The following is a 23,441-nucleotide window of genomic DNA, read 5'->3' as shown; positions in this document are numbered from 1 at the left end:
ATGCTTGCCGATGCACTGGAGATGTTTGAGCAGCAGGGATTTGTCATCTGGCCAAGATCCATGGAGAAGGGCCTTCTCGACAGCTTGGTGGCATCTGTTGAAGCCATCCAGCGCAATGCGCAGGCCAGAACACTGGATCCGGCGTTGGACGAGCTGTTGGTGTACGAGAAAGATCTGTCGGCCAGCAAGCGCGCCGGCTTGGATGGTGCCCTTACCGGAAACTCGATCTTCATCGTTGGAGATCCCGCCCGCTTTGATGAAGTCTTCGCAGAGACACTTCACGATGCCGCGCTTGTCTCGGCTGCAACGACGCTTCTTGGCGTGGACGAGGCTGTGCTCCATTTCATGAACGTGACCATCAAGAATCCCGGGTTCGGACGGTCAATCTCCTGGCACCGCGATTATCCCAATGGGTATTTCTGCACCAGGGATTCCAGCTTTGTCCGTCTGATGATCTGCCTGGATGGCATGTCGGTGGAAAGCGGTGCCACCTGCTTCGATGCGGGCACTCATCGCATCTCCGACCAGGAGGCGCAGCAGCAAAAGGCGAATGGCAAATGGCCCACTCCCGATCCGGCCAACACTGTCACGGTGCAGTGTGGCCCAGGCCAGATCGTGGCGATCCACCCGAAGGTGCTTCATGGCGGAGGCATGAATACCGGCTCTGGAATGCGGCGCAACGTCATCCTGCAGATCGGCACTCTGGGTGCAGAGCCCATGACACACGCCAATGAATCTCTGACCGGCATCGTCATCGGCGCGAAAGGCTGCAGGGAACACCTGAATCGCTGAAGGCGTATCGGGGACGAGGTCAAGGCCATCGTGGACCGCGTGGTGAGGGGCATGATGCCTTCGCCCATCCTTCGCCCATTCCTCGTCCCAGGGCATCTGAAGGGCGCAGGCCGGGCTGGTTGCCCTGGCGGTGGAATTTTCCTAACATACAGAAATCTGTACGAAAGATTTTTGCAAAGATCTGTGCGGGAAATCTGTACGAAATTCCTGCTCCGGGGGCCGCCATGAAGACCACGCTTGACCTCAACGATGCATTGCTGACCGAAGCGAAGACCTATGCGGCACAGCAGCACACCAGCCTGACGCGCCTGATAGAAGAGGGCCTGCAATTGCGTTTGCGCAAGGCCCAGGCACCTGCCCGGCGTGTGCGCCTTCCCGTCTACCATGGCAAGGGCGGACTGGCACCGGGGCTGGACGCACTGAGCAACCGCGCGCTGCTGGATGCCGCCGACCAGAACGAGCAGCCATGACGCCCGACGTCAACCTGCTGGTGGCGGCATCGCGCAGCGACCACCCCCATCATTCGGTGGCCCGCGAATGGCTGGAGCAGGCCATGGCCGATGCCAGCCAGGGCGTGCTGTTGAAATTGCAGCCCATGGTGGTGGCGAGCTTTCTGCGCCTGGTCACGCATCCGAAGATCTTCGTCAACCCGACTCCCATGGCCGAGGCTTTGCGCTTCATCGACGCAGTGCTGGCCTCGCCAGGCGTCGAGCAGGCCGTGCTGGGTTCCGAATGGCCGGCGCTGAGGCAACTGTGCGCCGACAAGGCGTTGGCCGCCAACGACGTGCCGGACGCATGGCTGGCCGCCGCCGCCATCCACCAGGGCGAGCATGTGGTCAGCTTCGATGCCGATTTCAAGCGCCTGCTGCCGCGCTCCCAGTTCACCCGGCTGTCGCCCCGATGACTCCTTTCCATTCCAGACTCCCCCATCCATGACCCGCATCGCCCTCATCCACGCCCTCAGCCACTCCGTCGCTCCCATCAACGAAGCCTTTGCGCGCGACTGGCCCGAGGCGGTTCGCATGAACCTGCTGGACGACAGCCTCTCGGCCGACCTGGCGCGCAACGGGCGCGGGCTGGACGCCGCCATGCACGAGCGTTTCCAGCGCCTGGCGCAGTACGCCGTGGACACGGGCGCGCAGGGGATCTTGTTCACCTGCTCGGCCTTTGGCCCCTGCATCGAGGCCGTGGCCGCGCGCCATGCGCCGCTGCCCGTGCTCAAGCCCAACGAGGCCATGATCGAAGAGGCCGTGCAGGGCCGGCAGGGAGCCTTGGGTTTGATCTCCAGCTTCGCGCCCACGCTGCAGTCCATGCCGCCGGAGTTTCCGGCCGGCATCGAACTCGTGCCTGCCCTGGCCGATGGCGCCATGGACGCGCTCAACCGGGGCGACACCGCCACGCATGACCGCCTGGTGGTCGAGCAGGCCAGGGCCCTGGCCGCGCGCGGCTGCACGCGCATTGCGCTGGCCCAGTTCAGCATGGCGCGTGCCCGCGCCGCCTGCGAGGCCGCCACGGGCCTGCCCGTGCTCACCACGGTGGACAGCGCCGTGCGTGCCCTGCAGCGCCGGCTGGGCGCCCGCCTCGGTTAAAGTGGCGCTCCGCTGCGGCGCATGCCCACCGCAGCGCGTGCAACTTTTGAGGATGACAGACCCATGCAGATCGAACAGGCCCCGACGGAAAAGCCCTATGAAAAGCCCGAAGGCGAACGCCGTGGCCTGGTGCTGGTGAACACCGGCGACGGCAAGGGCAAGAGCACGGCGGCCTTCGGCCTGGCCCTGCGCGCGCATGGCCGGGGCAAGTCCGTCAAGATCTTCCAGTTCATGAAGGTGCCCACGGCGCGCTTTGGCGAGCACCGCATGTTCGAGCAGCTGGGCATGCCCATCGAGGGACTGGGCGACGGCTTCAGCTGGAAGAGCCAGGACCATGAGCGGTCGGCCCAGATCGCGCGCGAGGGCTGGGAGCGTGCGCGCACCGCCATCCTCTCGGGTGATCACTTCCTGGTCGTGCTCGACGAAATCACCTATCCGCTGATCTATGGCTGGCTGCCGCTGGAGCCTGTGCTGCAGGCACTGGCCGACCGCCCGCGCCATGTGCACGTCATGCTCACGGGTCGCCGCTGCCCCGAGGAAATCATTGCCGTGGCCGATACCGTCACGCGCATGGAACTGGTCAAGCACGCCTTCCAGGCCGGTATTCCCGCCCAGCGTGGTATTGAGGACTGATGCCGCCCGCAGGCCCGGCCTGCGGCGGACAATGGCGGCATGAGCAGCGAAACGCAATCCCGGGCGCCAGAGACCATTCCCGCCCAACCCTTTGCCGAGGCCGAGCGGGCAGCCGTCTACCGTGCCATCCATGAGCGGCGCGACATGCGCCACTTCTGCGGCGGCGAGGTCGCGCCCGAGGTGCTGCTGCGCCTGCTGCGCGCCGCCCACCATGCGCCCAGCGTCGGCTTCATGCAGCCCTGGCGCTTCATCCGCGTGCGCGATGCGCATTTGCGCCAGGAGATCCATGCCGTGATCGAGCAGGAACGCCTGCAGACCGCGCGTGCGCTGGGCGAGCGCGAGGAAGACTTCATGCAGCTCAAGGTCCAGGGCGTGCTGGATGCGGCGGAGGTCCTGGTCGTGGCCATGCCGCCAGGGCGTGAGTCCCATGTCTTCGGCCGGCGCACCCTGCCGGAGATGGACGTGGCCTCGGCCGCCTGCGCCATCCAGAACCTGTGGCTGGCCGCGCGTGCCGAGGGGCTGGGGCTGGGCTGGGTCTCGCTGTTCGATCCCGAGGTGCTGGCCGCGCTGCTGCAAATGCCCGTGGGCAGCCGGCCGCTGGCCGTGCTGTGCCTGGGCCCCGTGTCGGCCTACTATGCCGAGCCCATGCTGCAGCAGCAGAAATGGGCCAGCCGCGCACCGCTGCAGGACATGCTCTACGACGACTTCTGGGGCCAGCGCGCCGCCGGTCCGCAGCCGCAGGCATGAGCGACAGCTCTTCCTGGCAACTGCTGGGCGCCGCGCTCAGCCCGCTGTGGTGGTGCTGGCAGGCGCTGTCGCAGCCTGTGTCCGAACCCTGGGCGCGCCACGCCCTGGCCGCCGCGCTGGCCGTTCCCGTGGCCCTGCTGATCGACCGGCTCTGGGGCGAGCCGCCCGTGTGGATGCACCCCGTGGTCGCCATGGGCCGGCTGCTGGCTGCGGTTGGGCGAAGAATTGCCCCACGCGAAGAACATGTGCGCGACTGGCCACGCTTTGCGCTGGGCGCAGTCGCCTGGTGCCTGCTGGCGCTGCTGTTCTTCGCCATCTACGCGTTCATCCAGTGGCTGCTGCCGCCCATGCCATGGTGGCTGGGCGCCCTGGTGCTGGGCGTGCTGCTCAAGCCGCTTTTGTCCTGGCGCATGCTGCGCGACGAGGTGCTGGCCGTGGAAGCCGCACTGCAGCAATCCCTGCCCGCAGGCCGCGAGCGCCTGACCTGGCTGGTCAGCCGGGACACGGCGCGGCTCGACGCAGGCCAGGTGCGCGAAAGCGCCATCGAAACCCTGGCCGAGAACCTCAGCGACTCCGTGCTGGCGCCGCTGTTCTGGTTTGCCGTGGCCGGCCTGCCGGGCGCGGCCCTCTACCGCTTTGCCAATACGGCCGATGCCATGTGGGGCTACCCGGGCTGGCGCGGGCAGGGCGATGACCGGCGTCACTGGCAATGGGCCGGCAAATGGACGGCGCGTGCCGATGACCTGCTCAACTGGATACCGGCGCGCCTGACCGCCTTGCTCCTGGCCTTGTCCGGCCTGGCCGCTGGCCGGCGGCCGGGCTGGGGTGCGCTGCGCCAGGACGCGCGCATCACCCCGTCGCCCAACGGCGGCTGGCCCATGGGCGCCATGGCAAGGCTGCTGGGCGTGCGCCTGGGCAAGCCCGGCGTCTACGTGCTCAACCCCGCAGGCCGCGTGCCGCAGGCGGCCGAGCTGCAGCAGGCCGTGGCGCATGCGGGCCGCGTGGTGGCCATGCTGGTGGCTGCCGGGCTGGCTGTCGCCCTGGTCCTTGGATGGGTGATGGTAGGAAAGACACCATGAAACCAATGACAGTCATCCACGGCGGCACGGACGCGCTGGGCGTGCCCGCGCACGATTTCTCCACCAACCGCAATGCCTGCGGACCCTGCCCGCAGGCGCTGGACATGCTGGCCCAGGCACATGCGGCCCAGTATCCGGACCCGCACTACACGGCGTTGCGCGCACGGCTGGCGGACCTTCATGGCGTGCCGGCCGAGCGCATCGTCATCGCGGCCAGCGCCAGCGACTTCATCCACCGCATCACCATGCATGCGGCGCGCGAAGGCGCGGCCGTCGCCAGCCTGCCGGCCCACCATTACGGCGACTACGCCCACGCCGCCCAGGTCTGGCGCCTGCGCCAAGCCGCGCGCGACGGCATCACCGAGGCCGGCCCCGGCCTGCACTGGGCCTGCGCGCCATCGAGCCCGCTGGGCCGGCCCGAGGATGTCTGGCCCCTGTGGAGCGAGCCCGCACCGCCCGGCACCTGGCGCGTGATCGACTGCGCCTATGCCCCCCTCAGGTTGGAGCCGGGCATTGAACCGGCCGTGCCTGCCCAGGTGCGCGATGCCTGGCAGATGTGGACCCCCAACAAGGCCCTTGGCATGACCGGCGTGCGCGCGGCCTACGCCATTGCGCCCGAAGCCGTACCGCACGACGAGATCGATGCCTTGCGTGCCCTGTCGCCATCCTGGCCCGTGGGCGCCCATGGCGAGGCCATGCTCACGGCCTGGACCGCACCGGCCACCCGGCAATGGCTGGCGCAAAGCCTGCAACGGCTGCGCGATTGGAAGGCGCAGCAGATCGAACTGGTGCAGCGCCTGGGCTGGCAGGTACTGCCCGGCTCGCAGGCCAATTACTTTGTGGCGCGCTGGCCGCAAGCACGGCAGGGCGACGCCATGCAGACGCGCCTGGCCCAACTGCGCGCGCAGGGCATCAAGCTGCGTGACTGCGACAGCTTCGGCCTGCCCGGCTGCGTGCGCATGGGCGTGCTGGCGCCCGCATCCCAGAACGCCTTGCTGGCCGCCTGGCAGCCAATGGAGAAGCACCATGCAATCGAATGAACCCGCCGCCGTGAACCTGCCCCTGCCCACGCCCGGCCAGCGCCCCGCGCTGTGCGTGATGGTGCTGGGCACCAGCAGCGGCGCCGGCAAGAGCTGGGTGGCCACCGCGCTGTGCGCCTGGTACCGTGCCCAGGGCTACAAGGTGGCGCCCTTCAAGGCGCAGAACATGAGCAACAACGCGCGCGTGGTCTCCGCGCCGGGCGGTGCCTGGGGCGAGATCGGCACGGCGCAGTACCTGCAGGCCCTGGCCGCAGGCTGCGCGCCCGATGTGCGCATGAACCCGCTGCTGCTCAAGCCCGAGGCCGACATGCGCAGCCAGGTCGTGCTGCTGGGCCGGGTCAGCGAGGAACTCTCGGCCTTGCCCTGGCGCGGCCGCAGCGCCCGCGTCTGGCCGCAGATCGCCGAGGCGCTGGACAGTCTGCGTGCCGACAACGATGTGGTCGTCATCGAAGGCGCAGGCTCCCCCGCAGAAATCAACCTGCATGCCAGCGACGTCGTCAACATGCGTGTGGCGCGCCACTGCGGCGCGCATTGCCTGCTGGTATCCGACATCGACCGGGGCGGCGCCTTCGCCCACCTCTACGGCACCTGGGCCCTGCTGCCGCCGGACGAACAGGCGCTGATCCGCGGCTTCGTGCTCAACAAATTCCGGGGTGATGCCAGCCTGCTGGCGCCCGCCCCGCAGATGCTGCAGGAGCGCACCGGCGTGCCCACCGTGGCCACCATCCCCATGCAGTTCCAGCATGGCCTGCCGGAGGAGGATGGCGTCTTTGACGACCGTGGCTCTGGAGGAGGGGCGGGGCGCGCCGTGCACACCACCATCGCCATCATTGCCTACCCGCGCATCAGCAACCTCGACGAATTCCAGCCCCTGCTGCAGGTACCGGGCCTGCGCGTGGCCTGGGCGCGCACGCCGGCCCAGCTGGCAGGCGCCGACTGGGTCATCCTGCCGGGCTCCAAGGCAACCGCCGCCGATCTGGCCTGGATGCGTTCCCAGGGCCTGGACGCCGCCGTCGCAGCCCACGCCGCAGCAGGCCGGCAGGTGCTGGGCATCTGTGGCGGCCTGCAGATGCTGGGCGAGGCGCTGATCGACCTGCATGGCGTGGACGGCAACGCAGCCGGCCTGGGCCTGCTGCCCTTGACCACGCTGTTCGCACCGGACAAGACCGTGCTGCCTGCCAGCGTGCGCCTGCCACCGCTGCCCGGTGCGCTGGCGCCGTTGTCCGGCGTCCAGGCCCGGGTCTATGAGATTCACCATGGCCAGACCAGCGTGCGCGCCGACATGGTGGCTGCAGGCAGTGCCGTGGCCGAGCCCGTGCCCGGCCTGCTGTGGCACAGCCCCGATGGCCGCATCGCCGGCTGCTACTGGCATGGCCTGTTCGAGAACGCCGAGGTGCTGCGCGCCCTGTGGGGCGCCGAGGTGCCCACGCTGGACAGCGTCTTCGCACGCATGGCCGAAGGCGTGCAGCGCTGGTTTGCGCACAAGGCTTGACCCAGGTCAGGAGCCGCGTGCAGGGGGTCCGGCAAGCTGTAGGCCATGGCCTGCATGCGCAGCCGCGCTGTACCGATAAATGGGGAGCTGGAAAACACGCATGCTTGGGCCTTGACTTTTTTCACGAGGAATGGAGTGAAGCTATGAAGAACCCATGGATTCGTCCCCTGCAGCTGTGTATTGGCGCTGCCGTCCTGGGCATGGCCGGCCTGGCCACCGCCCAGCCCGGCCCTGGGCCTGATGGCGCACCGCCCCCGCCGCCGCCCGCTGCGGAAAAGGCAAAGCCCCATCACCACCACAAGAAGCACGCCGATCAACATACCGATCACAAGGGCCCCGCCAAGCGCGGCTATGACCGCCGTGACCCCGACCAGCACGAGGCCGCCGCCGTCAAGGAACAATCGCGCCGAGGCGGCGTCCAGTCGGGCGATCACTTCCAGCGCAACGCTGTCGCCCGCTGCGATGTCTTCAAGAACGAAGGCGACCGCCGCTCCTGCGTGGAACGCGTCAAGGACGGCCAGGTCAGCGGCTCCGTCGAAGGCGGCGGCGTGCTGCGCGAATACACGGAACAGGTTCCGGTAAGGCAATAACAGCATCTGCTGTTACTCACCCGGGAAAACCCGCCGGGCCACGAAGCCGGTGGGTTTTTTTGTGGGGAAATACAGGCGGCAGCGGCAGCTGCATTCAGGCCAGAAGCACCACGTTCAGGCCATGAACCCTCTGGAAGGCAGCGTCCCCCGTCAAGAGCCTGTGGTGTGGTCCCAGTTGCAGGCAACTGGCGGCGTGCAGGGCATCGGGGGTCCGCAGTCCATGCCGCGCGCGGATCGCGGTGGCCAACTCCACCACCTCGCGGCTCAGTTCCACCCAGATCAGGTCCGCCCGGGCAAAGAAGGTGTCGAAGACCGCCAACGCGACCGAGTCATTCGACTTCAAGGGGCCGGTGCGGCACTCCAGCCAGGACAGCCGGCTCACGGCGGATGCCATGCCCGGATTGGCCGTATGCAGCGCCTGGAGCTCGGCCCGGGCATGGCTGGCAAAAGGCTCTCGGGCCTGCAGCAGGTAGATCAGTGCGCTGGCATCAAAAAAGGCGATCACCAGTCGCGCTCCCCTGACAGGAATGCATCGATCTCCGCCTTCTCGCGTGCGCCTGTGGTGGGTTGCGACAGCAGCCATTGCACCGCTGTCATGCCGTGGTGCGGCTGCGGAGCCTGCTCCAGCAGTTTCCGGTACTCCTGCTCGGACAGCACCACCGCGGTTGCCTGGTTGCGCTTGATCAGGTGGACAGGGCCATGCCGAAGTCCATCCTCAATGGCGGCCATGCCGCGGCGCTTGAGCTCTGCGGCAGTCAAGGTGTTGTGCACGGTGGCTCCTTATCGGCATCGATGTGTTGAATGGTACTGAATTCAGTATCGAATCTCCAACGCGGATACCGGTGATTTGGGAGGGGCATGGAGGGTCCGCCACCACGCCCCTGTCCACCGGATTTGACCTGGGTCATACAAACCCATTCCACCCGCCCCGGACCGGCGCGCACCGGCAAGGCATTTCTATGATGGCGCCGTACTTCCCATATGCAAAAGGATTCAACCCATGCAAGCCTTCCGGATCGTGGTCATTGGTGCGGGGCAGACCGGCACTCCCTTGCTGCAGCAGTTGCTGGACGCGCCCTTCGTGCAGTTGCTCGGGGTGGCCGACCTGGACCTGGACCAGCCCGGCATTGCACTGGCGCGCGCGCGTGGCGTGCCGGTCACCACACGGTTCATGGATCTGGTGGATGCAGCGGTGGACGTCATCATCGACGTGACCGGCTCCGTGCAGGTGCGCGAATCGCTGCGCAGCAAGATGGTGGAGACCGGCAACACGCACACGCTGATCATGCATGAGGCGATTGCGCTGCTGATGATGTCGCTGTCGGCCGGCCGGCTGGTGACCAGCAAGCACAGCGATCTGGAGTATTCCTGAGCGGGGGCGGCCGCGCCTCTACAGGAACCCGATCGACAGCCAGGGCACGGCCGCCACCGCCACCGTACCCAGCAGCAGCGCCAGCAGGTAGCCCACGATGGGCCGCAAACCCTTGTCCGGGTGGATCTGTCCTATGGCGCAGGCTGCGTAGTAGCCCACGCCCAGCGGCGGAGCGAACAGGCCCAAGCCCATGGCGAGCACGACGACGATGGCGTAGTGCACTTCATGGATGCCCAGGTCGCGTGCGATGGGAAACAGCAGCGGGCCGAACAGCACGATGGCGGGTATGCCTTCCAGCACCGATCCGAGGATGACGAAGATCAGTAGCGAGACCGCGAGAAACGCGGGTGCCCCGCCGGGCAGGGCGGCCATCGCCTCGGCCAGCGAGCGCGAGAAGCCCGATTGGGTCAGGCCCCATGCCATGGCCGTGGCAGTGCCGATGATGAGCAGGATGGCGCCCGACAGCGATGCGGTAGCCACGAGCATGGGCCCCAGGCGGCGCCAGTCAAACTGGCGGTAGATCAGCAGACCCGCAATGGCCGCGTAGGCAATGCCCAGGGTCGAGACTTCGGTGGCCGTGGCCACGCCCTCGACCACGGCCGCGCGGATCACGAAGGGCAGGGCCAGTGCCGGCAGGGCGATGAAGCCGAGCCGCGCGATCTGCGACCAGGGCTGGCGCTGTGTCTGCGGCGGCTGGTCGTGGCGCGAGCGCCACCAGACGACCACACACAGCGACAGGCCCAGGGCCAGCGCCGGCAGCAGTCCGCCCGTGAACAGCGCTGCAATGGACACGCCCGTGACTGAGCCGATGGTGATCAGCACCAGGCTGGGCGGCACGGTTTCCGTCTGCGCGCCCGTGGCCGACAGCAGGGCCACCAGATCGCCTTCGTCCGCGCCGCGCTTGCGCATTTCGGGGAACAGGGCCGGAGCCACGGCCGCCATGTCGGCGGCCTTGGAGCCCGAGATGCCCGAGACCAGGTACATGGCCCCCACAAGCACATAGGACAGGCCGCCGCGTACATGGCCGAGCAGGCCCGCGAGAAAAGCCACCATGGCGCGCGCCATGCCCGTCATCTCGATCAGCAGTCCCAGGAAGACGAACAGCGGAACGGCCAGCAGGATGAGGTGGGACATGCCTTCGTCCATGCGCCCGACGATCACGGGCAGGGCGGTGTCCGTGGCCAGGGCCAGATAGCCGAGCGTTCCCAGGCCGAAGGCAAAGGCAATGGGCACGCCGCCGAACACGCAGGCCGCGACCACGCCGACGAAGAAGACCAGCAGGTTCAGGCGCCCCAGGTCCTCGAAGAGGTCGAAGATGCCGTTTGCCAGCACGAACGCCGCCATGATGGCGGCCACCACGGCCAGTGCCTTACAGGCCGCCGCCTTTTCGCCGCTGCGCACTAGGCGCAGCACCGAGAAAGCAGCCATCAGCACGATGCCGGCGGGCAGTGCCGCAGCGCGCCAGATGTTGGAGATTTCCAGCGCCGGCGTGGTAATGAATCGCTCGTCCGCTGCCCATTCCCAGGCGGGCCAGGCCACCAGGGCGAGAAAGGCCAGCGTGGCACAGGTTCCGATGGCATCGAACAGGGCCCGGCGCGCGGGCGACAGGCGCGAGAGCAGGGCCGTCATGCGCATGTGCTCGGCGCGCCGCAGTGCAATCACGGCACCCAGCATGGCCAGCCAGATGAAGAGCATGGAGGCCAGTTCATCCGCCCAGACCAGTGGCTGGTGGAAGACAAAGCGTGCCACCACTCCCGCAAACAGCACGGCGATATCGGCCAGCACAAGCAGGCCCGCCGCGCAAGCCACGGCCGCGCCCATCCAGCGGTCGATGCGGTCCCACGCGGTCCGGGCGTCGTGCGGGGCGTGGGCGGGCTTGTCCTGGGGCGCAGTCATGCCAGCGCCCCGACGCTGCGCTCGAGAATGGCCCAGGCTTGGTCACCGTACTTGCGCTTCCATTCGGCGTAGAAGCCGGCCTTGCGCAACCGCGCACGAAAGGCGGCGGTGTCGGCGGTGTTGAAGGCCAGGCCCTTGGCGGCCAGCTCCTTTTGCAGGCCGGCGTTGAGCTCGGCGACATCGTCGCGTTCGCGCAGGCCTGCGGCATTGATGTGTCGTGCCACGATGTCGCGCAGGTCGGGGGGCAGCTTCTCCCAGGCGCGGCGGTTGGCCAAGAACCAGAAACCGTCCCACATGTGGTTGGTGAGCGAGCAGTACTTCTGCACCTCGTAGAGCTTGGCCGTGGAGATGATGGCCAGCGGGTTCTCCTGCCCGTCCACGATCTTCGTCTGCAGCGAGGAATAGACCTCGGCAAAGTTGATGGACGCGGGCGCGCTGTCCAGCGCCTTGAACATCGAGGTCCACAGCGGAGAGACGGGCACGCGGATCTTGAAGCCCTGGAGGTCGGCGGGACCCGCGATGGGGCGCGTGGAGGAGGTGATCTGCCGGAAACCGTTGTCCCAGATGCGCTCCATGGCCACCAGGTTGGCCTGGGCGATGCGTGCGCGGATATGGGCGCCCAGCTCGCCGTCCATGGCCTTCCAGACACTGTCATAGCCGTCGAATGCAAAGCCCACGCCGCTGATGGAGGCTGCCGGCACCAGGGTGGACAGGATCAGGCCCGACAGCGTGAAGAACTCCACGCCTCCCGAGCGCAACTGGCCTAGCACATCGGTGTCCGAGCCGAGCTGCCCATTGGAGAAGACCTGGATGTCCACCCGTCCACCGGTCTCGGCCAGGATGGCCTGCGACATCTGCAGGGCCCGGATGTTCATGGGATGCGTGGCGGGCAGGTTGTTGGCGTACTTGTAGCGGAATTCGGCCTTGCTGGCGAAGGCGCTGCGCTGTGAAAGGGCCAGAGGAAGGGCGCAGGCTGCGGCACCGTGCAGCAAGTGGCGTCGGGAAAGGGTCATGGCTTGTCTCCTGGGTGTTGTCTTTGTGTCGTTCGGGCGCAAGCGGCGCGCGGGGGCGCATCACGGGATAGGGGCGGCCTGCTCCTTTCCCTGCGCCGTGTCCTGCAGCAGGCGTTCGCGTATGTCCTTCTTGGCCACCTTGCCGTAGCCCGAGCGGGGCAGGGCGTTCCAGAAGTGGAACTGGCGCGGCCAGCGATAGCGCGCGCAGCGGCCCTCCAGGTGCGCCAGCAGCGCCTCGGCAGTGAGTGCTCCTGCGGTGGCATTGGCACCCCCCCGCGCGACCACCACGGCCACGCCGATCTCGCCCCAGGTGGCGTCGGGCATGCCGAGCACGGCGACCTCGGCGACGGCGGGATGGGTCAGCAGCGCCTCCTCGACTTCGCGCGGATAGACGTTGGAGCCGCCCGAGATGTACATGTCCGACTCCCGCCCCGTGATGTAGAGCAGGCCCCGCTCGTCCAGCCGCCCGAGATCGCCCGTGTGAAACCAGCCGCCCCGAAAGGCCTGGGCCGTGGCCTCGGGGTTGTCGTGGTAGCCCGCGAAGACGGCGGGGCCGCGGCAGCAGATCTCGCCGATGGCGCCCGTGGGCACGGGCTGGAACTGGCGGTCGAGGATGGCGACCTCCATGCCCGTGCGCGGGCGCCCGCAGGTTCCGATCAATGTGTCGGCGGTGCCGTCGCTGTGCCCGTCGTCCAGTGCGTGCATGGAGGGCGTCAGCACGGTGATGCAGCCCGTCACCTCGCCCAGGCCGAAGTACTGCACCAGCACCGGGCCCAGCTTGTGCAATGCGCGCTGCTGGTCGGCGTGGTACATGGGCGCGCCCGCATAGACCACGTAGCGCAGCGATCCGTGGTCGAAGCGGTCCACCGCGGGGTCTTCCACCAGCAGCTTGACGATGGTGGGCACGGTGAAGAGATTGGTGACCCGGTGCCGCTGCACCAGCTCCCAGACCTCGGCAGGGTTCAGCCGGTCGGCGGTGGGCAGCACGGTGGCCGCACCGCGCGCCACGTTGAGCAGGGCATGTATGCCTGCGCCGTGCGACAGCGGTGCCACGGCAATGGAGCAGTCGCGCTCGTCTGTGCCCGGGATCAGGTCGGCAAGGTGGTTGGTCACCACGAAGGCCATCTGTCCATGGGTGAGCATCGCGGCCTTGGGCCGGCCTGTGGTGCCGGAGGTGTAGAAGAACCACAGCGGCGTATCGGCATGCACATGTGCTGTATATGCGGGAGCGCCTGCGTTGTCATGCAGCAATTGCTCGTAGTCCTGCTCGCCCTGGCTTTCGCGAGGCCGGCCGATGGTGATCACCTGCCGCAGCCGTGGCGAGGTGGCGCGCACGGCGTCCACGTGGCCGGCGAAGCCCTCTTCTGCCAGCATGGCGGTGGCGCCGCTGGCGTGGCCCAGCCAGGCCACTTCGGATGGTGTAAGCCGGAAGTTGACCGGCACCCAGACGGCGCCGAGCCGGAAGGCGGCCCAGCAGCTTTCAAACAGGGCAATGCCGTTGCGCGACTGCACCAGCAGGCGGTCACCGGCCTGCATGCCTAGCGCACGCAGGCCTTGGACCAGCGCATTGACGCGCGCATCGATCTGCGCCCAGGTCCAGCGGCGGTCGCCCTGGATCAGGCCAGGCCTGTCGGGAAACAGGGCGGCCGTCTGCGACAGCAGCAGCGACAGGTTGGCTGCCTGGGGCGCGGGTACTGCAGCGATGTCCGCAGGTGCAAGCCTGTTCATGCGGCCTCCAGCACGCTCAGGTAGTTGGCCACGGCCGCACCACCCATGTTGAAGACGGCGCCCAGCCGGGGCGCGGGCAATTGCATGGCCCCGGCCGAGCCTGACAGCTGCATGGCCGCCATCACGTGCTGGGAAACGCCTGTCGCGCCTATGGGATGGCCGCGCGACTTGAGTCCTCCCGACGGGTTGACGGGCAGCCTCCCGTCGCGGCATGTGCTGCCGTCGAGGATGGCGCGCGCGCCTTGGCCATGTGGCGCCAGGCCCATGGCCTCGTATTCCAGCAGTTCGGCCATGGTGAAGCAGTCATGTGTTTCCACGAAGTCCAGGTCGGCCAGCGTGGCACCTGCGTCGGCCAGCCCGCGCTGCCACGCCAGGGCGGCGCCTTCGAAGCGCGTGGGGTCCCGCCGCGACAGGGGTAGGAGGTCGTTGACCTGGGTGCGCGAGCGCCAGCGCACGGGCGCCACGCTGGCATTGCCGCAGGACTCGCGCGAGATGACCAGGGCGGCCGCGCCGTCGGAGACCAGCGAGCAGTCCGAGCGCTTGAGCGGGCCTGCGACGAAGGGGTTCCTGTCCGAGGCGTGGCGGCAGAAGTCCAGGCCCAGGTCACGCCGCATGTGGGCGAAGGGGTTGTGTACGCCGTTGGCATGGTTCTTGGCCGCGATGGCTGCCAGCGCATCGCTCTGGTCGCCGAAGCGTTCGAAATAGCGGGTGGCGATCTGCCCGAACACGCCTGCGAAGCCCGCCGGGGTGGCAGCTTCCTCCTTCACGTAGGAGCAGCGCAGCAGGATCTCGGCAATTTTCTGCCCAGGCTGTGCGTTCATGATCTCGAAGCCCACCACCAGCGCGCAACGTATGCGGCCGGACTGCACGGCGTCGAGCGCAGCCCAGATGGCAGCCGAGCCGGTGGCGCAGGCGTTCTCGCTGCGCGTGGCGGGCACATGGCGCAGTTCAGGCACGGCCAGGGCCACCAGGCTGGCGCTGAAATCCTGAGGCAGGAGGCCGCCATTGAAGTGGCCGACGAAGATGCCGTCGATGTCCCGGGGCTCCAGGCCGGCGGTTTGCAGTGCCGGGTCGATGGCGTCACGCAGCAGTTGCTCGGCATCGGCTGCGGCATGCTTTCCGAAGGGCGTGTGGCCCCAGCCGATGATGCGGGGTAGGTTCATGGCGTGGCTCCTGTGGTGCGGGCGGTGTTCAGGACTGCGCGGAATGCACTGTTGCCGGTGCCTCGGCCAGCCGGCGGCGCAGCGTAGGCAGACCCACGCCTGCGGCATCGAAGCCGCCGTCGACGGCCAGCACCTGGCCGTTGATGAAGCTGGCCGTATCGCTGCACAGAAAGCCCACGGCCTCTGCCATTTCCTGTGGTGTGCCGTAGCGGCCCAGCGGGATGGCGTCGTGGTAGTCGGAGCGTATGGCGACGCTGTGCACGAGCTTGGCCATCTCGGTCTCCACCGGCCCCGGCGCGATCACGTTGACGCGCACGCCCAGATTGCCCAGTTCCACTGCATGCTGGCGCGTCATGTGGATGAGCGCGGCCTTGCTTGTGCCATAGGCAACCCGCAGGGTGCTGGCCCGCAGGCCTGAGATGGAGGCGATGTTGACGATGGCTCCGCCGCTGCCGCTGTGGCCTTCGTTGCGAGCCATACGGGCACCGAAGGCCTGCGTGCAGAGAAAGGCGCCGTCGAGGTTGGTGGCCATGACCGTGCGCCATTCCTCGAACGATGTCTCCAGCACGGGCTTGAAGACCGCCACGCCGGCGTTGTTGACCAGCGCATCCACGCGGCCCCAGCGCGCTATGACGGCGGTGGCGGCTTCGTGCACCTGCTGCGGGTCCGAGACGTCGCAGTGCTGGCACAGCAGCCGGGCTGGGCAGTCCATGTCCTGCGCCGTGCGCTCCAGTGTTTCACTGTCGATGTCCAGCAGCGCTACGCGCCAGCCCCGCTGTAGAAACCATTCGCCGATGGACCGGCCTATGCCGCGCGCCCCTCCGGTGACTACGGCGACGCGCGCGGGGGATGAATGGGAATCTCGTTGGTTCATGGACAGGCTCCTGGATCCGAGGTCAAGGCAGAAGGGGTTTGGGGAAGCCACTCTTCGAGGGTCAGCTCGAAGGTGATGCAGACGGGGTTGGCTCCGGCCACGAAGGGGCCGCCATGCACCTGGCCGGTGGTGTCGGCGACCACGCCGCTCAGGCAGGCACGCAGCGAGCCGTCGTCCTGGCAACGCACCTCACCGGCGAGGCTGACCACCTCGATGGCCGGCCCTCGCAGCAACAGGCAACCGCCGTCGGCGCGCGCCAGGCAGGCATCGACCAGGCTGCCCAGGGCGCCGCGCACGAAGGCGTTGCGAAAGCCCTGCAGCGCGCAGAGCTTTTCCACGCTCAGCACCAGATCTTCGTTGGGGGCAATGCGTGCATAGGCGACGCGGCCCATGCGGCCCGACTCGACCATGCAGGCCTCAGCCATGGCAGACCTGCGCGGCGACCGGACGCATCAGGGACATGCGCGTTTCAGGGTCGTAGGCGATGCGCAGTCCGAACCCGTCCAGCGAGGTCGCCAGGGCGCTGACGGGCGCATTGACGATGCGGCAGCGCTGCGTGATGACATGGCCGCCGAGCAGGTGGCCCTGTGCGCTGGAGAAGACGGCATGGCAGTGCACGGCCGGATGCCCTGTTTCGGCGCAGCCCAGCGTGGCGTTGCCGAACAGCAGCCTAGCGGACCGCAGTGTCGCGGGCGGGCCGTAGGTGGCCACGACATGGCCGCTGCGATCGGGTGGCGCCACGCAGAAATCCAGGTCTTCGAGATCGCCTTCCAGCAAGGTCAGCGAGGCGCTCTCGACGCTGGCCGATGACAGTGCACCGACGATGGCGTCGAACAGCGTCAGCCCGGGCGCCAGGGCCAGCCGCAGGTGGCGCGCAGCGGGCACTTGCCGGTGATCCAGTCGCACGGCGCTGCAGGGGCCGGGGTGTATGAGGGTGCGTGGCCTGGGCAGGCCCGCGAGGCGCTCTGGCATGTTTGTCTCCTGCTGCTGCTTTGTATTCAGCTTGTGTTGTCCTGGGCGCGGGATGGTGCGTACAGGCCTGCAGCGCAGTCTAGGGATCTGGTTCAATGCAAGGAAATTTGCAATTCATATGGATCGATTTGCGGAGGCTATGAATGGACATGCGACATCTGCGGTGCTTCGTGGCCGTGGTCGAGGAGATGCACTTCGGTCGCGCGGCCGAGCGTCTGCACCTGACCCAGCCCCCCGTGAGCCTGGCCATCAAGGAGCTGGAGGAGGAGCTGGGCGTGACGCTGCTGGAGCGCACGTCGCGGCGCATCGTGCTTACGAAGGCCGGGGAGGATGCGTTGCGCGACGCCCGTGCCGTGCTGGCCGCTGCTGACACCATGCGGCGCCGCGCACGCGAGACCTCGCAGGGGCTCATGGGTTCCATGTCCATCGGGTTCATCAGCCTGCCGGCCTACTCCTTCCTGCCGGAAACGCTGAGGCGCTTTGGCGAGGACTATCCGCAGGTCCGGCTATCGCTGCAGGAGGGCACGACCGACCAGATCGCACATGACATCGAGAGCGGGCGGCTGGATATCGGCTTGGTGTTTCGCACGCCGGACCTGCCTGCGTCACTGGACTCTGTGCTGGTGCGCAGCGAGCCGCTGGTGGTGGCCTTGCCCGAGTCCCACCCGCTGGCCCGCAACCGGCGCATCGCGCTGGAGAAACTGGCCCAGGAGCGTTTCCTGGGCTTCGAGCGCCACCAGGGGCCGTTGATGTTCGATGCCATCGTCTCCACCTGCATGCGCCACGGCTTCAGTCCCCGGCTGTTCGCGGCGCGGCAGATGCACACCATCGTCAGCCTGGTCTCTGGCGGTTTGGGCGTGGCGCTGGTGCCCGCCTGTGTGCAGGCCCTGCACCGTGAAGGCGTGGTCTACCGGCCCTTGCTGGGGGAAAGGACGACCGTGGAGACGGTCGCTGTCTGGCGGCGTGCCGATGATTCGCCGCTGGTGGGCGCGCTGCGAGGGTATCTGCCCGGATCTACAGCCACCCCTTCATCCACCCCAGCCCCTCGCTGGTAGCGTGTGCCGCCGCGCCGCGCGCGGGGCGGTATTCGCAGCCTATCCAGCCGTCGTAGCCCAACTGGTCCAGCAGGCGGAACAGGTAGGGGTAGTTGACCTCGCCCACGTCGGGTTCGTGGCGCTCGGGCACGCCTGCGATCTGCACATGCCCCACGCGGCCCGTGGGCAGGTGCTGGCGGATCTTCATGGCGAGGTCGCCTTCGACGATCTGGCAGTGGTAGAGGTCCATCTGGATCTGGACATTGGGCTCGGCAATGTCGGCCAGCAGGGCGTGGGCCTGGTCCTGGCGGCTCAGGAAGAAGCCGGGCATGTCCCTGCCGTTGATGGGCTCCAGCAGGATGGCGATGCCATGGGGCGCGGCCAGGCGTGCAGCGTGGCGCACGTTGGCGATATAGGTGGCGCGCAGGATCTCTTCGCTGGCACCTGCAGGCTTGAGCCCGGCCATGACGTGGATGCGCGGGCAGCCCAGGGCCTGGGCGTAGGCCACGGCGCGGTCCATGCCCTGGGCGAATTCCGCTTCGCGCCCCGGGATGCAGGCCAGGCCGCGCTCGCCCGCGTTCCAGTCGCCGGGCGGGGCGTTGAACAGCACTTGCTGCAGGCCGTTGTCCCGCAGGCGCCGCGCCAGTTGCTCGGGGGCGAAGTCGTAGGGAAACAGGTATTCGACGGCCTGGAAGCCGTCGCGCGCGGCGGCCGCGAAGCGGTCGAGAAAGTCCAGGTCGTTGTAGAGCATGGACAGGTTGGCGGCGAAACGGGGCATGAAAGCTTTCCTGAAAACGGAGGCTGAGTGTGGCATCAGGCGCGCTGCAACGCGCCGAAGGCCTTGGTGAAGAAGTCCGTGGTGCCGAAGTTGCCGGACTTGAGCGTGAGGTGCAGCCCCTGGGGCGCCAGCGGCGAGGCGGCATGGCACCAGGGCACGCCAGGGTCGATCTGCGGCCCTATGCGCATCTGCTCGATGCCCAGCGCCTGCACGCAGGCGCCCGAGGTTTCTCCGCCCGCCACGACAAGCTGGCGCACGCCCATCTCGACCAGCCCCCGGGCGATGGCGGCGATGGTCTGTTCGACCAGGGCGCCGGCCTGCTCCACGCCCAGGCGGCCCTGCACGGCCTTGACGGCCGCGGATTCGGCGGTGGAGTAGATCAGCACCGGGCCGCTGGCGATGTGCCGGCGTGCCCAGGCCAGGGCCTTGCCGGCTTCGTCCTCGCCGGCGGCGATGCGCAGGGGCTCCAGCGCCAGGGCAGGGCGCCCCGAGGCGATGAAGTGCGCCACCTGTGCATTGGTGGCCACCGAGCAACTGCCCGAGACGACCGCCTGCAGGCCGGTGGCGGTTGGCAGGGCAGCGGCTTGGGCCGTGGGCTGGATGCCGAAGTTCGCGGGCAGGCCGATGGCCACGCCCGAGCCCGCCGTGACAAGCGGCATGCCGGCCAGGGCCGGGCCCAGGCGCAGCAGGTCGTCGTTGGAGACGGCATCGACGATGGCCATGCCCACGCCCTCGGCCTGGAGTGCGGCGATGCGCGCGCGGATGGCGGCCTCGCCCTGTGCGACGGCCACATGGTCGATCAGGCCCACCTTGCGCCGTGTCTGCGCCTGCAGCACGCGCACCAGGTTGGCATCGGTCATGGGGGTGAGCGGGTGGTTGCGCATGCCGCTGTCGCTGAGCAGCACATCACCCACGAACAGGTGGCCCTTGAAGACGGTGCGCTGGTTGTCGGGGAAGGCCGGCGTGGCGATGGTGAATTCGCAGCCCAGGGCGTCCATCAGGGCCTCGGCCACGGGGCCGATATTGCCCTGCGGCGTGCTGTCGAAGGTGGAGCAGTATTTGAAGTAGATCTGCGGAGCACGGCCGTCGGGGCCCTGGCCGCGCAGCCACTGCAGGGCCTGCAGCGACTGCGCAATGGCGTCGGCCTGCGCGATGGTGCGCGACTTGAGCGCGACAACGACGGCGTCCACGCCCTCGTCCACCGGGCCGGCGGGTACGCCAATGCTTTGCACCACGCGCATGCCCGCGCGCACCAGATTGTTCGCCAGATCGGTGGCGCCCGTGAAGTCGTCGGCTATGCAGCCCAGAAGAAGTGTCATGGGGATTCCGATGAAGCCGGGGGCAGGGTGATGCCCGGGAAGATCTTGATGACGGCGCTGTCGTCCTCGCGGCCATGCCCGGCCGTCGATGCCTGCATGAACATCTGGTGGGCGGTGGAGGCCAGGGGCAGCGGGAAGGTGCTGTGGCGTGCCGTGTCCAGCACCAGCCCCAGGTCCTTGACGAAGATGTCCACGGCCGACAGCGGGGCGTAGTCGCCGGCCAGCACGTGGGCCATGCGGTTCTCGAACATCCAGCTGTTGCCCGCGCTGTGGGTGATGACCTCGTAGAGCGCGGCGGCATCGACGCCTTCGCGCAGGCCCAGGGCCATGGCCTCGGCCGCCGCCGCGATGTGCACGCCGGCCAGCAGCTGGTTGATGATCTTGACCTTGCTGCCCGCGCCCGCGCTGTCGCCCAGACGGTAGACCTTTGCGGCCATGGCATCGAGCACGCCTTCGCAGGCGGCATAGGCCTCGGGGCGGGCGGCCGTCATCATGGTCATCTGGCCCGACGCGGCCTTGGCCGCGCCGCCCGAGATGGGCGCGTCGATGTAGTGCACGCCCTGCGCCTGCAGCCTGGCCTCCAGCGCCACGGACCAGCGCGGGTCCACGGTGGAGCACATGACGAAGACCGAGCCGGGCCGCAGTTCCGCGGCGATGCCGCCTTCGCCGAACAGCACGGCCTCGGTCTGCCGGGCGTTGACGACCACGCTGACGATGATGCTGCAGGCGGCGGCCATGTCGGCCAGCGTGGCGCAGGCCGTGCCCCCTTCGGCGGCGAAGGTGGCTGCGGCCTCGGGACGGATGTCGTGGACATGCACGTGGTGGCCGGTGCGGCGCAGGCTTTGCGCCATGCCGGCGCCCATGGCGCCCAGGCCGATCACGCCGACGGCGCGGGGTGTGGCGGCGGTGTGGTTCATGGCTGGCGCGGGGGTGTCAGGTCATCGGCGATGTAGGCGCGCACGATGGCCGCAAAGTCCTCGTCGCCGCGCAGGCCCAGCTGGTCGGCGCGCGTGGTGTCCCAGCGGCCGGGCCAGCTGCCGACGATGCGCTCGACCTTGTCGTCGCGCTGCCAGCTCACGCGGTTGGCCGCCTCGTCGCCACCCACTTCGCGCAGCGCGCGCACCATGTCGCCTGCGCTGACGCACACGCCGGGCAGGTTGATGGGGCGGCGGTCGGCGACGGCGCTGGCATCGAGTTCGCAGCCTGCGACCAGGGCCTCGACGGCGCGGCGCGGGGACAGCAGCCACAGGCGCGTGGTGGCACCCACGGGGCAGTTGGCCGCCTCGCCGTTGAGGGGCTCGCGGATGATGCCGCTGGCAAACGACGAGGCGGCCGCATTGGGCCGGCCAGGGCGCACGCTGATCGTGGGCAGGCGCAGCACGCGGCCGTCGACAAAGCCGCGCCGCGTGTAGTCGGCCAGCAGCAGCTCGGCAATGGCTTTTTGCGTGCCGTAGGAGGACTGCGGGTTCAGGGCCGTGCCGTCCAGCACGGTGTCGGGCAGGTCGCCCCCGTAGACGGCCACCGAGCTGGTGAAGACCACGCGCGGCACGTGGCCCACGGCGCGGCAGGTCTCCAGCAGGGCGCGCGAGGCATCGAGGTTGATGCGCATGCCCAGGTCGAAGTCGGCCTCGGCCTGGCCGCTGACCACGGCGGCCAGATGGAAGATCACGGCCGTGTCCTGGTCTATGGCGCCGCGCAGCACCTGCGGGTCGGCGATGTCGCCCACCAGCGAGCGCACGCGCGTGTCCGCGATGGCGTCGCTGGCCGCCACGTCGAGCAGGTCGATCTGGTGGATGGGCCAGCGGGTGCCGGCCAGCGTCAGCGAGCCTTGTTCGAGCAGTTTGCGGGCCAGGCGCTGGCCCAGGAATCCGGCGCCGCCGGTGATCAGTACTTTCATTTGGCTTGAGCTTGGAGCAGGAGGATGGGAAAGAGAGGCCGGTCAGCGGTTGACCATCTTTGCGGGGGTGAGCCAGACCGCGATGGCGCCTATGACGAGCACGCCCGCCAGCACGAACATGCCCGCCTGCGTGGACTGGGTCAGGTCCTTGAGGTAGCCGATCATGTAAGGGCTGGCGAAGCCGGCGAGGTTGCCGACCGAGTTGACGATGGCAATGCCCGCCGCCGCCGCCGTGCCCGACAGAAAGGCCGTGGGCAGCGACCAGAACAGCGGCGCGCAGGTCAGCACGCCGGCTGCGGCCAGCGACAGGAAGATCAGGGAAAGAACGGTGTTGTCGGCGAAGAAGGCCGTCATCGCAAAGCCCACGGCGCCCATCAGCGCAGGCACGATCAGGTGCCAGCGGCGCTCGCGGCGCCTGTCGGCGCTGTGGCCCATCAGGTTCATGACGACGATGGCGCACAGGAAGGGAATGGCACTGAGCAGGCCGATGTTCAGCGCGCCCGTGACGCCAGTGGACTTGATCAGCGTGGGCATCCAGAAGGTCAGCCCGTACTGGCCGGCGACGAAGGCGAAGTAGATCAGGCACATCCACCAGACGCGGCGGTCGGCGAACACGGCCTTGAGCGAGTGCTTCTGGGCGCCCGAGTGCTGCTGGTCCAGCTCGATCTCGCGCGCCAGCAGCTGCTTTTCGGAGGCCGTCAGCCACTTGGCGCTGGAGATGCCGTTGTCCAGGTAGAAGATGGTCACCACGCCGATCACCAGGGCGGGGATGGCCTCGATCAGGAACATCCACTGCCAGCCGTGCAGGCCGTGGTCGCCGTGGAAGGCCTCCATGATCCAGCCCGACAGCGGGTTGCCGAAGATGCCGGCCACGGGAATGGCCGACATGAACAGCGCCACGATCTTGGCGCGCCGGTGGGCCGGGTACCAGTAGGTCAGGTACAGGATCACGCCGGGGTAGAAGCCCGCCTCGGCCAGGCCCAGCAGAAAGCGCAGGATGTAGAAGCCCGTGGGCGTTTCCACATACATGAACAGGGCCGACAGAATGCCCCAGGTGATCATGATGCGGGCGATCCAGATGCGCGCGCCCAGGCGGTGCATGAGCAGGTTGCTGGGCACCTCGAAGAGGAAGTAGCCGATGAAGAACACGCCTGCGCCCAGGCCGAACACGGTCTCGCTGAAGCCCAGGTCCTGGGACATCTGCAACTTGGCAAAGCCCACGTTCACGCGGTCCAGGTAGGCGATCACATAGCACAGCATCAGGAATGGCACGAGGCGCCAGAACACCTTGGCGTAGGCGCGTGCCGTCTCCAGCGAGTCGGGCTGGCGCGGGGCGGCCCCGGCCTGGCCGGATGCGATATCCGTTGTCGTCATTTCAAGTCTCCCTTGGGTTCGCCGCTTGGTGCGCCGCCTGGCGGCTGCGCGGCTGTGGA

26 protein-coding genes are annotated in these 23,441 nt (G+C 68.3%); 12 read left to right on the top strand and 14 right to left on the bottom strand.

Features of this window, described 5'->3' with window-relative positions; all coding sequences use genetic code 11:
* The 10 genes from ACFPFG_RS06485 to ACFPFG_RS06440 all read left to right on the top strand — a co-directional run bounded on the left by ACFPFG_RS06485 (position 1) and on the right by ACFPFG_RS06440 (position 7,962).
* Positions 1-792, top strand: coding sequence for a phytanoyl-CoA dioxygenase family protein (locus ACFPFG_RS06485; RefSeq protein ID WP_380105666.1), 792 nt, complete (start codon positions 1-3; stop codon positions 790-792).
* A 224-nt stretch (positions 793-1,016) separates the two neighbouring features.
* Positions 1,017-1,262 (top strand): DUF6364 family protein, encoded by a 246-nt coding sequence (locus tag ACFPFG_RS06480; protein WP_183018584.1) that lies wholly within the window; start codon positions 1,017-1,019, stop codon positions 1,260-1,262.
* The gene (locus tag ACFPFG_RS06475; protein WP_380105664.1) at positions 1,259-1,696 is read left to right on the top strand and encodes a TA system VapC family ribonuclease toxin; all 438 of its coding nucleotides are present in this window, start codon (positions 1,259-1,261) and stop codon (positions 1,694-1,696) included. The genes ACFPFG_RS06480 and ACFPFG_RS06475 overlap by 4 nt, the downstream gene beginning before the upstream one ends.
* Before the next feature lie 28 nt (positions 1,697-1,724).
* Positions 1,725-2,381, top strand: a complete 657-nt coding sequence (locus ACFPFG_RS06470) for an aspartate/glutamate racemase family protein (RefSeq protein ID WP_197956799.1) — start codon at positions 1,725-1,727, stop codon at positions 2,379-2,381.
* A 63-nt stretch (positions 2,382-2,444) separates the two neighbouring features.
* Positions 2,445-3,014 carry a cob(I)yrinic acid a,c-diamide adenosyltransferase gene (gene cobO, locus ACFPFG_RS06465; protein ID WP_013803210.1) on the top strand — a complete coding sequence of 190 codons (570 nt, stop codon included), beginning with the start codon at positions 2,445-2,447 and terminating at the stop codon, positions 3,012-3,014.
* 39 nt (positions 3,015-3,053) lie between these two features.
* Positions 3,054-3,761, top strand: a complete 708-nt coding sequence (gene bluB, locus ACFPFG_RS06460; protein ID WP_183018587.1) for a 5,6-dimethylbenzimidazole synthase — start codon at positions 3,054-3,056, stop codon at positions 3,759-3,761.
* Positions 3,758-4,840: an adenosylcobinamide-phosphate synthase CbiB gene (gene cbiB / locus ACFPFG_RS06455; protein ID WP_197956798.1), complete on the top strand. Its 1,083-nt coding sequence runs from the start codon at positions 3,758-3,760 to the stop codon at positions 4,838-4,840. The genes bluB and cbiB overlap by 4 nt, the downstream gene beginning before the upstream one ends.
* Entirely contained in the window at positions 4,837-5,880 is a 1,044-nt protein-coding gene (locus ACFPFG_RS06450; RefSeq protein WP_312378786.1) for an aminotransferase class I/II-fold pyridoxal phosphate-dependent enzyme, read from the top strand. Before cbiB ends, ACFPFG_RS06450 begins: the two co-directional genes overlap by 4 nt.
* Positions 5,867-7,372: a cobyric acid synthase gene (locus ACFPFG_RS06445; protein ID WP_183018590.1), complete on the top strand. Its 1,506-nt coding sequence runs from the start codon at positions 5,867-5,869 to the stop codon at positions 7,370-7,372. The genes ACFPFG_RS06450 and ACFPFG_RS06445 overlap by 14 nt, the downstream gene beginning before the upstream one ends.
* A gap of 143 nt (positions 7,373-7,515) precedes the next feature.
* Entirely contained in the window at positions 7,516-7,962 is a 447-nt protein-coding gene (locus ACFPFG_RS06440; protein ID WP_183018591.1) for a hypothetical protein, read from the top strand.
* Positions 7,963-8,056: 94 nt separating this feature from the next.
* Here ACFPFG_RS06440 and ACFPFG_RS06435 read toward each other — a convergent pair whose 3' ends face one another.
* Both ACFPFG_RS06435 and ACFPFG_RS06430 read right to left on the bottom strand, forming a co-directional pair.
* Positions 8,057-8,467 (bottom strand): type II toxin-antitoxin system VapC family toxin, encoded by a 411-nt coding sequence (locus ACFPFG_RS06435; protein WP_183018592.1) that lies wholly within the window; start codon positions 8,465-8,467, stop codon positions 8,057-8,059.
* A complete protein-coding gene (locus tag ACFPFG_RS06430) occupies positions 8,464-8,733 on the bottom strand; it encodes a type II toxin-antitoxin system Phd/YefM family antitoxin (protein WP_183018593.1) in 270 nt (89 codons plus the stop codon). Before ACFPFG_RS06430 ends, ACFPFG_RS06435 begins: the two co-directional genes overlap by 4 nt.
* Positions 8,734-8,962: 229 nt before the next feature.
* Between ACFPFG_RS06430 and ACFPFG_RS06425 the strand changes: the two genes are divergently transcribed.
* Positions 8,963-9,334 carry an oxidoreductase gene (locus ACFPFG_RS06425; protein ID WP_183018594.1) on the top strand — a complete coding sequence of 124 codons (372 nt, stop codon included), beginning with the start codon at positions 8,963-8,965 and terminating at the stop codon, positions 9,332-9,334.
* An 18-nt stretch (positions 9,335-9,352) separates the two neighbouring features.
* On the opposite strand, the gene ACFPFG_RS06420 is transcribed toward ACFPFG_RS06425, so the two are convergent.
* From ACFPFG_RS06420 to ACFPFG_RS06390, 7 genes are read right to left on the bottom strand one after another with little or no spacing between them, the layout of a single operon-like run.
* Positions 9,353-11,230: a TRAP transporter large permease gene (locus ACFPFG_RS06420; protein WP_380105659.1), complete on the bottom strand. Its 1,878-nt coding sequence runs from the start codon at positions 11,228-11,230 to the stop codon at positions 9,353-9,355.
* Positions 11,227-12,243 carry a TRAP transporter substrate-binding protein gene (locus ACFPFG_RS06415; RefSeq protein WP_380105657.1) on the bottom strand — a complete coding sequence of 339 codons (1,017 nt, stop codon included), beginning with the start codon at positions 12,241-12,243 and terminating at the stop codon, positions 11,227-11,229. The genes ACFPFG_RS06420 and ACFPFG_RS06415 overlap by 4 nt, the downstream gene beginning before the upstream one ends.
* Before the next feature lie 60 nt (positions 12,244-12,303).
* A complete protein-coding gene (locus tag ACFPFG_RS06410) occupies positions 12,304-13,971 on the bottom strand; it encodes an acyl-CoA synthetase (RefSeq protein ID WP_380105655.1) in 1,668 nt (555 codons plus the stop codon).
* A complete protein-coding gene (locus ACFPFG_RS06405) occupies positions 13,968-15,134 on the bottom strand; it encodes an acetyl-CoA acetyltransferase (RefSeq protein ID WP_380105653.1) in 1,167 nt (388 codons plus the stop codon). Before ACFPFG_RS06405 ends, ACFPFG_RS06410 begins: the two co-directional genes overlap by 4 nt.
* 28 nt (positions 15,135-15,162) lie before the next feature.
* Positions 15,163-16,008, bottom strand: coding sequence for an SDR family NAD(P)-dependent oxidoreductase (locus ACFPFG_RS06400; RefSeq protein ID WP_380105651.1), 846 nt, complete (start codon positions 16,006-16,008; stop codon positions 15,163-15,165).
* Entirely contained in the window at positions 16,005-16,433 is a 429-nt protein-coding gene (locus ACFPFG_RS06395; protein WP_380105649.1) for a PPC domain-containing DNA-binding protein, read from the bottom strand. The genes ACFPFG_RS06400 and ACFPFG_RS06395 overlap by 4 nt, the downstream gene beginning before the upstream one ends.
* A complete protein-coding gene (locus ACFPFG_RS06390) occupies positions 16,426-16,980 on the bottom strand; it encodes a PCC domain-containing protein (protein WP_380105647.1) in 555 nt (184 codons plus the stop codon). Before ACFPFG_RS06390 ends, ACFPFG_RS06395 begins: the two co-directional genes overlap by 8 nt.
* Before the next feature lie 143 nt (positions 16,981-17,123).
* Here ACFPFG_RS06390 and ACFPFG_RS06385 point away from each other — a divergent pair, with 143 nt between their 5' ends.
* A complete protein-coding gene (locus tag ACFPFG_RS06385; protein ID WP_380105645.1) occupies positions 17,124-18,035 on the top strand; it encodes a LysR family transcriptional regulator in 912 nt (303 codons plus the stop codon).
* Here the strand turns inward: ACFPFG_RS06385 and otnI are convergent.
* The 5 genes from otnI to ACFPFG_RS06360 are packed head-to-tail and all read right to left on the bottom strand — an operon-like array spanning position 17,995 to position 23,382.
* Positions 17,995-18,792, bottom strand: coding sequence for a 2-oxo-tetronate isomerase (gene otnI / locus ACFPFG_RS06380; protein ID WP_380105643.1), 798 nt, complete (start codon positions 18,790-18,792; stop codon positions 17,995-17,997). The genes ACFPFG_RS06385 and otnI overlap by 41 nt on opposite strands.
* Positions 18,793-18,827: 35 nt before the next feature.
* Positions 18,828-20,111, bottom strand: a complete 1,284-nt coding sequence (gene otnK, locus ACFPFG_RS06375) for a 3-oxo-tetronate kinase (RefSeq protein WP_380105641.1) — start codon at positions 20,109-20,111, stop codon at positions 18,828-18,830.
* Positions 20,108-21,028 (bottom strand): L-threonate dehydrogenase, encoded by a 921-nt coding sequence (gene ltnD, locus ACFPFG_RS06370; protein WP_380105639.1) that lies wholly within the window; start codon positions 21,026-21,028, stop codon positions 20,108-20,110. The genes otnK and ltnD overlap by 4 nt, the downstream gene beginning before the upstream one ends.
* Positions 21,025-22,008 carry a D-erythronate dehydrogenase gene (gene denD, locus ACFPFG_RS06365; protein ID WP_380105637.1) on the bottom strand — a complete coding sequence of 328 codons (984 nt, stop codon included), beginning with the start codon at positions 22,006-22,008 and terminating at the stop codon, positions 21,025-21,027. The genes ltnD and denD overlap by 4 nt, the downstream gene beginning before the upstream one ends.
* A gap of 42 nt (positions 22,009-22,050) precedes the next feature.
* Positions 22,051-23,382, bottom strand: a complete 1,332-nt coding sequence (locus tag ACFPFG_RS06360) for an MFS transporter (RefSeq protein ID WP_183018603.1) — start codon at positions 23,380-23,382, stop codon at positions 22,051-22,053.
* Positions 23,383-23,441 lie beyond the last annotated feature (59 nt).

The organism is Delftia deserti, assembly GCF_042653485.1.
In the GTDB taxonomy this organism is placed as follows: domain Bacteria; phylum Pseudomonadota; class Gammaproteobacteria; order Burkholderiales; family Burkholderiaceae_C; genus Comamonas; species Comamonas acidovorans.
The sequence above is the reverse complement of the archived record's forward strand: the minus strand, read 5'-3'. Positions and strand labels throughout refer to the sequence as shown.